3 protein-coding genes are annotated in these 9548 nt (G+C 44.2%); all 3 read left to right on the plus strand.

Annotation, left to right across the window (positions count from 1 at the left end; genetic code table 11):
* Positions 1 to 19 precede the first annotated feature (19 nt).
* Positions 20 to 5005 (plus strand): DUF8038 domain-containing protein, encoded by a 4986-nt coding sequence (locus QQK21_RS15800; protein WP_284193150.1) that lies wholly within the window; start codon positions 20 to 22, stop codon positions 5003 to 5005.
* A gap of 194 nt (positions 5006 to 5199) precedes the next feature.
* Positions 5200 to 9027, plus strand: a complete 3828-nt coding sequence (locus QQK21_RS15805) for a putative adhesin (RefSeq protein ID WP_284193151.1) — start codon at positions 5200 to 5202, stop codon at positions 9025 to 9027.
* 140 nt (positions 9028 to 9167) lie between these two features.
* The coding region (locus QQK21_RS15810) for a hypothetical protein (protein ID WP_284193152.1) at positions 9168 to 9548 on the plus strand (381 nt) is incomplete at its 3' end.

Here is a 9548-nt window from a genome sequence, read left to right on the forward strand (position 1 = left end):
CCTTAAGATGGGTAACTATGTGAATGAGAATGACCTTCGCAGGGCTTTAAACCAGCCAATACGCAAAGACTATTACTTTGATGTGCGAGGTCTGGGTGCTAATCAAGCGAGATTCTTCAACCCATATCCGCCTGTTGAAGAAGAGCCAACACTCGATGTGGCAGAGCCTGAATTCAAGGATAAAATACGTCATTATAATCAAATTCTTCCAGAACACAGAGAGCCTAATATAACGTTAGAAACAGGCTCAAGTGATGAATCTGATAGTGCGCGTCAACTCATTCACAGTTTCTGCAATGAACCTGATGGCTTCCAATTGGGGTTACCTAAGTTGCTTAATCTTATTGATTCTGGACGTTTTTCTGAGGGTGTCTCAAACCTTGTCAGAGAATGGGTGGCAGAATATCAGACGGGTTATGGTATAGATAGGAATATTTTAGAAAAAGTCCTTAAAGATAAAGGATACGCTGGTTTGGCTGACCATGCGATTGTTGTGTCGGACGATCAAGGCTCTATATATGTTTCCAGCTTGGACAAAATCATGGCTTCGACTCGTCTTCGCTCTGGCTACTTATCAGGGTACACCGACCGGACGGGGGCAATCAGCAAAGAGGAGCTGACTGATATTATTGAACAATATCAGTCAATGAGCAGGCTCATTGGCAGCACCTATGAGCATTTTCGTAGCCACACAGATCGCACTTCAGCTAGTGTTCAGTTATATCGTGACCCCATCGAATATATATCTGAAGGCGCTATTTGGCCTAATCTCAATACCTTTTCAGCTGTGCTCGACCCTGACGATGAGCGCGCTTTTAAATCCACACTCCAGAAGATGGGTGCACTAGAGCAAGCGTTAAGACTGCTTTATAAAGAGATTCTGGGTATTGAGCCACCTTATAAACTTGGTGTTGAATCACGGGAAGATCTCGCTCAGCAGTTGGACTCTTTTGGGGAATCAGGCTCAGAGTTTGTCGATGAACATCCTGAGTACCTGAATTACAGGTTGACTTGGAGGAAAATAGAAGCGCTGGGGGGAGATATTGCAGATTATCTCGCTTTATCTTCACACCTAAATTGGCCGATGGCCGAAGATGGCATTAGTGAAGATGCGACAGAGCTTGCGTCTTCATACAGAAGCATGTCAGCAGATGCTAAACAAGAGCTATATTCAAATGCAGTAGAGTATGTACTGTTTCAGATTGGTAGAGATAAGCTGCTTAGCCAGGGTACACGAGGTGCTGCCTATAATGCTCGTCTCAAAAATGAACCATGTGTTGTGGTTGACTCCACCAAGCCAAATAGTTTCTTTTTGCCTGACAGCCCTGGTGCTAAATCGGGGCTTTATATCGACTTGAATAAACCGGGGCAGCCCTATCAAAGAAAGGCCAACTTTACCTATCAGCCTTCAGATTTAGTCAGTTTAAATACCTTGTCACGACAGCTAGTAACGATAACCGACAGCTACGCGAATAATGATGAAGAGGTTGCAGACCTTATTTCGCATGTATTACCAAAGAGCATACTGGGAGCGCAAGTTCCGGAATTGGGTGTATCTGCAGAGCAGGTACAGTTAGAGCTAGAATATACTTTTGCGACGTCGAGTTTCTCAGAATACCTGAGATCTATAAGCCGTCCGTTTGCCTCATTAGCCAGACAGACCCAATTAATGATTGATGACGGTAATGGCGTTACTTTACAACAAACAGAAAAAAATCAGCAACAAGCGGAGTATATTGGGGCTTGGATCGATGCAGGTATAGGTGTTGTGACGTCGTTCACCCCTCAAGGGGCTGTTTTGAATGCGGCTCAAAGTTGGGCCGGTATTGCGGCTGATGTGGTGGATGGAAAAGATCCTGACCCAGTTGATCTCGCAGGCGCTATTTTGGGCTCTATTCCAGGTTCAAGAGCTGGGGCTCAAATAGGTAAGTTTAGTAAAACAGGAGGTCAAGGCGTCAAAGTATTACTTAAAGTTGGTGAAGAAACGGTTGATCTTATCGACCTTGGTCGAGGAGTCAAACAAGCTTGCGACAGTGGAGACCCTCTTGACCTATTTAGTGTTTTATTGAGTACGGGAATGAAAGCGCAAGATGTTATAGAGCGTGCTCATCAGATTAAACCCGACTTGGCGGATGCGGATATACCTAAGCAAAACCAGTGGCTGATTGAGAATGGAGTCGACAATGGCTGGGGAAGCTCGCGCCCTCCTCTAGGTGTTGAAGGTAATTCCCCTGTTCCTGGAACAACGGGGCGTTCCCTTTATGGGCAGGCTGTACCCATCCGAAGACCTGAATTACATGGAGGTGAATGGGCGGGTCAATCAGGTACTCTACCAGGTACAGATGCGGATTATTTTGCCTATATTGACGCGGGGGGCACACCGGAAGAATATTACGCGACTCTAAAAGAGGCTGAGCCAGCGGTAACTCAAAGTCTGTTCAGTTTCTTTGGCAAACAATATCAGGGGCGCGTACAGGATGGCCAGTTTGAGATTAAGAAAGTCGGTAGTGATGAATGGCGAGCTGGGCATTGGTGGGAAGAGTTTACATGGCGTTTTAAAAATCGAGGGGGTCGAGTACAGAGCTCAGCTGAACTTGATAAACGTATCCTAAAGGCGGTCGCAAAAAATTCAGACTTCAATCAAATCTGCTATAAAAGTGCGATTAATACTGCACAAGCCAGCGGAGAGCTGCCTAAAGGGGTGGCAGAAAGTCTGCGAAGTGCCTCTGGGAGTGGATTGAATTCACTGATCTATAACGAAGCATTCAGCCTTCCTACTTCAGTGACCGAGTCTCCAGGCTCGTCTCTTGTAGAGCGGCCATTGAGTAAAGGAGATATCACCGAATCAGGCTTTATTCATGTTGGAACTAAGGATGGGGATGGAAATGTTCACTATGAACATGTTATATACGCCTATGTCCAAAATGGTGAAGTCACACTATACCAAAGTAATAGTCCAACCTTTTATGCTGCTTTTGGCGGAGATATACAACAACCTAGTAACAATCAGGTTGGGCAATCGTCACTCACAAAGATAGAATGGAGTGAAAAAACCGATACGAAACTGGCCGAAGAGCAAGGAAGAAGGCCTAACTTAGTGTATTCATTTACACCAACCAATCAGGTAAAAAATGTTGCCGACATCAGTGTCCAGCAAAATGGAGATGTTGAGGTCAGTGCGGGCGAACAAAAAGAGGTATTTTCTGTCGGAAACAATGCGCAAGAAATCGCAAGAATCCCTTTCATGAATGAAGGTAGAAGGGTAGAAGTGCGAGGTTATACCTCAGAGTTTCAAGGAAGGGCTGGCCAAGAAGCGCTTTCAATACATGGGGATCGACAAGGTAATTTTTATCTCGCAAGGCAAAGCCATCCTATGACCGCCCAGCAGCTTGTTGATTATTTAAAATCTCAAGGTGTTGATCTTAAGTCTGGGAGCGGCCCTGTACACCTGTTGTCATGTTACTCGAAGAGCAGCGGCGCAGCACAGGCACTCGCAGATGTCATTAATCGTCCAGTCATCGGGTACTCAAACCGTGGAATTCAGCTACCTACATTACAGCAATTGACACAAAACCCTGTTCAAATTGGTAGTAAAATGGGCAAGTTTGATCCACGTAGGTTCCTTACACAAAGCGATTTTAAACCTGCAACCCCTCGTGTGTATCACCCTCGCAGTGATTCAAGTCAGGGGGCTTCCACAAGTGGAAGAGCATCGCTAGAAAAGGCTGGGTCTGGAAGCGGCAGTAATGCGAAGCAGATGGCCTTCAATGCCTTGCCTCAAATGCAGGCCTCACCAAGTTGGTATAGTGCAGAAAATATCTACACCCCCAGAACCAGCGCCCACGGGGTGATATTTAACGATCCTGACAACCCAGATAGGCTGATTAAATTTTACAAGCGGCCAAGTGATAAAGGTATCGCTGAAAACAACAGAGATGTCATGAATAAACTGTACAGCCAAGATGCTGAATTGATTACTCTCACAGACCTTGAAGGGCAAAGTTATTATGCGGTTAATATGCCCAAGATGAAGGGTGTCTCGATAGAAGATATTAAGGACCCTCAAGTTATGCAAGATATGCTTGAGAAAATCGAAGATGGTGACTTTATTGCTCATTGGGCGGGTAAGTTACAAGATAATGGTATCCGAGTAGAAGATTTGAACCTTGGTAGTGTGTTGTATGACCCAAGCTCCGGCCGCTTCAGTTTGGTTGACTTTGATTCTTCAACGATTTCAGATTCAGTAAGCAATGCACACTATAAACAAATGTATAGAAGCTTGCACACTCCGATAAGGGACGTGCTTATAAAGCAAGCAAAAACATTATTTGCCGGTCAACAAGATAAGCTCGATCTGGTGAACAGGGTGGAGGGAAAACTGAGTCAACGGTTTAGACACCTCATGGAACTCGATGAACGTGGAGAGGCCAGTTTTAGTACTCTGATGGAAGAACGAACCCCAGCCGACGTCGAAGTAGCTGTTGGTGCGAGAAACCAAGAAGCGGCTTCAGCTGGTCATGCAGATGAGCCAATACAGCTAAGTAAAGGGGATTGGGACAGCATACCGAATAAGGTGGAAATGTTTGGCGAAGATTCTGAGTACTTTTATGAAGATTTTGATGGTCAAATATACAAGTATGAAACTGCTGATGGAGAAATAACATATCTTGGGAAACAGGATGGAGAATACATAGATTTAAAAAATGATCAAACATGGCAACCAAGGCGTTATAGTGTGGTTGGTCCGAACGCTATCAAAACTTGGCTTACCGGTGATCCGGCAACCTTGTATGCGGATACAGATAAGGTGATTGCAGATAGGAGTGCCTCATATGATAACGAAAGGTTGGAGAATATACGAAATGGATTTGATCAAGGTCATTACTTACCACCTATAGATGTACGATGGGATAATGGGGTATTTAAGGTCATTAATGGAAATCACCGACTTAAAGTGGCCAGAGAAATGGGAATGGAGAGTATTCCTTACCGCTTAATAAGGTAATTGGAACTGCCTGAAGGTTTTGTTCGAAAAATTATTGGTAGTATATTTTAATCTATTAGTTATCACCAACACCGCCAATCGGCGGTGTTTTACTATCCAATTACCAATATAGGCGCACTTTTTCCAATCGAATCAAATCGCTCAGTAATAGCCTGTAACTAGACAATCATTTTAATATGGCGGCGTATTAGCTTATGGACAATCAATCTAGTAACCAGAATATTGGGCAATATCAACCTTCACACTCTCGTACTCCCTTAGTAACCACAAGAACAGGAATCCGAACTGGTGTCACTCGTTCTACATCAAACATAGATCCTGATTATGCACGCATGGCCCATTGGGTCCACCAAAGACAAACCGATATTCTTAATGAAATGAACATTTCTTCTCTATTCCATACCACTGCAGATCTATTGCAGCTTGAGTTAATTGCGGAATTAAAACGTCGATGTCCTTATCCACCATGCATCGACTACATCGAAGGTGATTTTGTCTTAAAGGGCCTTAGCGATCGTTGGGGGATCGCCAATATTGCCGAGCATAGTCTAGTCGACGATTTGCTTACGTTGGGTTTTCCTAAAACGAGGCATATGGCAAGTTCCCACAGCCCCGTGATCAGTATTTGCAACTATGACGACGATTATGAGGGGCAGCGTTTAGGCGGTTATACATCAGTGATTATCTCCCTCGGAGAGTTCATTAGTAAAACAGTGCAAACTCGTTTATCGATGCTTTGGGGGCAGATGAAGATTGAAGAAATAGAGGAATGTGATGCTTATTTCTCTCAGCACTACACTCATCTTGCATCAAGTTTTCCACCAAGCCTAAGCGCTGTTTTACCTGCTCTTCAATGGGCCTATAACAAGATCCGCTCAGAGCCAAGAGATAGGGTGTCTCGCATATTTACTTTAGAAAAGCGTTTAACAGACTTAGAGCGGGGACTTCATAAGCGTTTTCGAATTGATCCACAGCAATTTGATCGAGAACCCGATTCGGCCGATATCGTGGCAGCAACAAATAGCCTGAAAGGTGCGATTGCTTATCTTGCCTATGACTATGCGTTGTTTGTTGGTCGCGCGCCAGAATTGGAGCAATATGGAGAAGGATATGTTGGCTATATGACAATGAGGAAAACTGTCAATAGTCTTAAAACTCAGCTGCGAGGCCTAATACAATCAGAATCTGGCCAAGCATACTTAGCCCCTCGGCTCGCCGCTCAAGCCAAAGAATTAGAGAAAAGCAGCTTAGCGAGCATGGCAAACAATAGTATGGGTGCATTACTGATTAAAGAGGCAAAAAAAGTCGCGGATAAGTATCCGAGTATTCTCAATGCTAATTCCGAGATAGAAATACATAGGAGATATAGGGATGTAGGTAGCGGTAGGATAAGGGTTATCAAAGAAAAAATGTCAATATCTGACATGCTGATGAAGAAAGTGCCATCAGGGGATTGGTATTGCGCAAAAAATTGCAAAGCTAAGGGTAAAATTTCCAATTCTGATAGGGATAACATTCGCTCAACAGTGACTCAAACTCGCTACGATATGGATACCGAAATCCCATTTCAGTTCCAGTTACAATTAGAGGAAAAAAGCGCAGAGCTCAATTTATTATTGGAAACCGCTTTTAAGGCGCACACGCAAACTTTTCTATACAGTGACGAAGTCCCAAAAAATCAAAAAACGCTTCTGGAATCATTTTTGGCTGGTCACACCCAAGCTCATAAATGCGCTTACGATGAACATACACTTTATGCCTCAGTATTTATTCCTTATGACGCAAACAATAATCAAACAACGGCTGGGGAGATGGTTGAGAAAGATGGCTTATTATACTCGCCATATAAAGGGTTTACTTGGATTCAAAGCCGCAATTACGGTTTGAGTTCTGTGCAGCAAGAGGCAATAGCCAGTTGCCTTACACCTACAGGTAAACGTGCTTTTGAGCGGAGGATAAACACAAAATTTGTCGTCGATATAGAGACAGGTTTGAAGTTTCCAGTTGATCCATTACAACACTTAGAGACACAGGTTGGAGGTGAATCCTTTAGCCCAGTGAATCTATCCATATATTTGAAGAACTCGATGTCGGAGTACTTTGATGACGTGTTTGATGAGCAGCACTTTTCTCTTCAGGAGAGTTGGGATGAAGTCCAAAATAACCTAAAACAAATCATAGGTATTTTGTCTTTGATTGCGATACCTATTCCTCAACTGAGTTTGGCTTTAATCGCAGGCAATATTGCTGTCAGCATCGTCACGTTAACAGACCCTGAATCTAGCGGGAGTGACCGTGCGTGGGCCATTGTAGATATCGGACTGGAAGCGCTCGGAGCGATCGGCGATGTTATTGTCCTGTCAAAACATGCCAGTCGAGCACTCATGGGGACGATGAAGCAAGCAGGAGCCGATTCGCTTGATTTCAAACGTTGTTTGACGAATTTAGCTCAAACCGAAATTACGAAAACAAAAGGTGGTCATCATAAGCTGCTTGGCTTTATGCACCGCTCGAAAAAGGCTGAGATTCCTGTCCCCCAGTTTAAAGCCGATCCAAGTATTGGGCAATTTAACCGAATCGAAACGACACCGCTCGAGCAAGCGAAAATTGATGAAATATCTTCCCAGATAACGTCGATATCAGATGTAAAATATTACATTCAGCACCCACACGAAAACTGTGAAAATGCAGCCAAATCTATCTTTAGCGTGCTGAGCCGCAACACAGATGTCGACAACATACAAATCGGCAATATTGCCATGTGGGATGAGTTTATTGGAAGGCCTGCGGATATGTTCGATAACCATTGGGTGATATTTGCTCGATACCAAGGGGTCGAAATGGCGTTTGATCCTACCGCAGCTCAATTTGCAAAATACGGTATCCAAACCCCTATTTTTGATACTAGAAATAATTGGATTGCTGAATATCAACGTGCCCTTGGTGGATACAAAAACAAAAAAGTACTGGCAAAAATGGCCTATCCAGACAACTTTGGTTCCAAAGCCCCTTATCGCTCAAACGCATTCCTGTCGCCGTTTGACCCTGTGACGACAGGCGATACCAAAGTACTTTCTCAATCTCGCTGGTACACTGAAGAAGGTTTTAAGGTTAATTTAAAATCACAGCAAACACGGGTTACTAAAGGTGGCCCGAATGGGTTTTCTTGGCCAAAGTTAAGTGTTAGAAAGCCTGATAGTCAGTCACTAAAGTCATTTACCACGCCCAGTGGTACCACTGCTTCTGTTGTGAGGAATAAGGTGGGGAGTGATTTTATGCTTTACACCGCCAACGATGGCGTTCAAGCAGATACTTTGCTGATATCAGTTCACGGTGGTTATCACCAGAATGCGTCTTTAACCAGCCTTGCTTTTAAAACGGGAGACATTAAAGTTCCAGATGGGATCACTATGGAGTTCCTAGGCCCGCATGGAAGGACATTATCTGATCCTTCGATAGAGATCATGAACAACCCTAACTTCAGTCCACACTCAACGGTCACGAGTTCAGGTCATACCTTCAATCCACATAAAACCGGCACGACAGGTAGCCCACACATGTACCAAAATGATGTCGTTGATGCCTCTGGTTCAGGTGATGTTGGCAATATCAAAGATTATCGAATATTTAAATATCAAGGGCGGCATAGTGATGGTGCAGAAACAGAATCTGACATAGTAGACGCGATAATAAACAATCGTCAAGGCACCACAAGGGCCACAGATGTGCTTACCGTTCGTGAGCGAACATTTGCTTTCTCAGAGGCGAGCTTAAGTGATGTTTTTCAGCAATTAGACCTGAAAAACTCACACTATAAATACGTCACATTCAGCGGCTGTAGAAATGAGTTGTCGGCGGCGAACCCACCCAACTACTCAAATAAAGGCGGACGACCTATGTGGATAACCGTTGATGTGTCAGGAGATATCCCAAGAGTCGTTTATGCTAAGCCTATCGCTGACTTGTTGCAGCAGGGGGAACAACAAGGAGACCGTTTAGATACCAGTCCATCAGATGAGTGAGACGAGACATTTAAGATTTTGGTTAGTTTTAGACACCGTCAGCATTGGCGGTGTTTTTTTGCGCATTTTATACGCTCTATCATCGTTTTGATTGGTTATCTTTTGACAGTTTTCTCAATTGCTCATTAAGGATAATCCCTGTGCCTAACGACTCCAAAGTGCTTGTGCCTTACAACGTTTTAAATACCCCTTCGCTAGATGCGACTCCCCTTCTTTATGCCGGCTCTGGCCTGACATCGATTGAAACCAATCGTGCGGCGGCTGAACGTGCTGCGCATAAGAGCCCGCAGACTCCACGGTGGCCGATTGGCAATGAGTCGGAACCCTCCGCTACCATAGAAGAGCTGAATGTGCCGCAAGTACTCGAAAAAAGACGGAGTACCAGTGCCGACCCGTTAGAGCCGGTATGGCAAGCGTGGCAAGACAAATACGAGCAAGCCAAAACCTTTATTGAGCAGGGATACAATGAGCAAAACATTGATATTCAGCGCGATTTAATCACAGAGCTTAAACAGGCCAAG

This window comes from Vibrio zhanjiangensis, assembly GCF_030161235.1.
Lineage (GTDB): Bacteria > Pseudomonadota > Gammaproteobacteria > Enterobacterales > Vibrionaceae > Vibrio > Vibrio zhanjiangensis.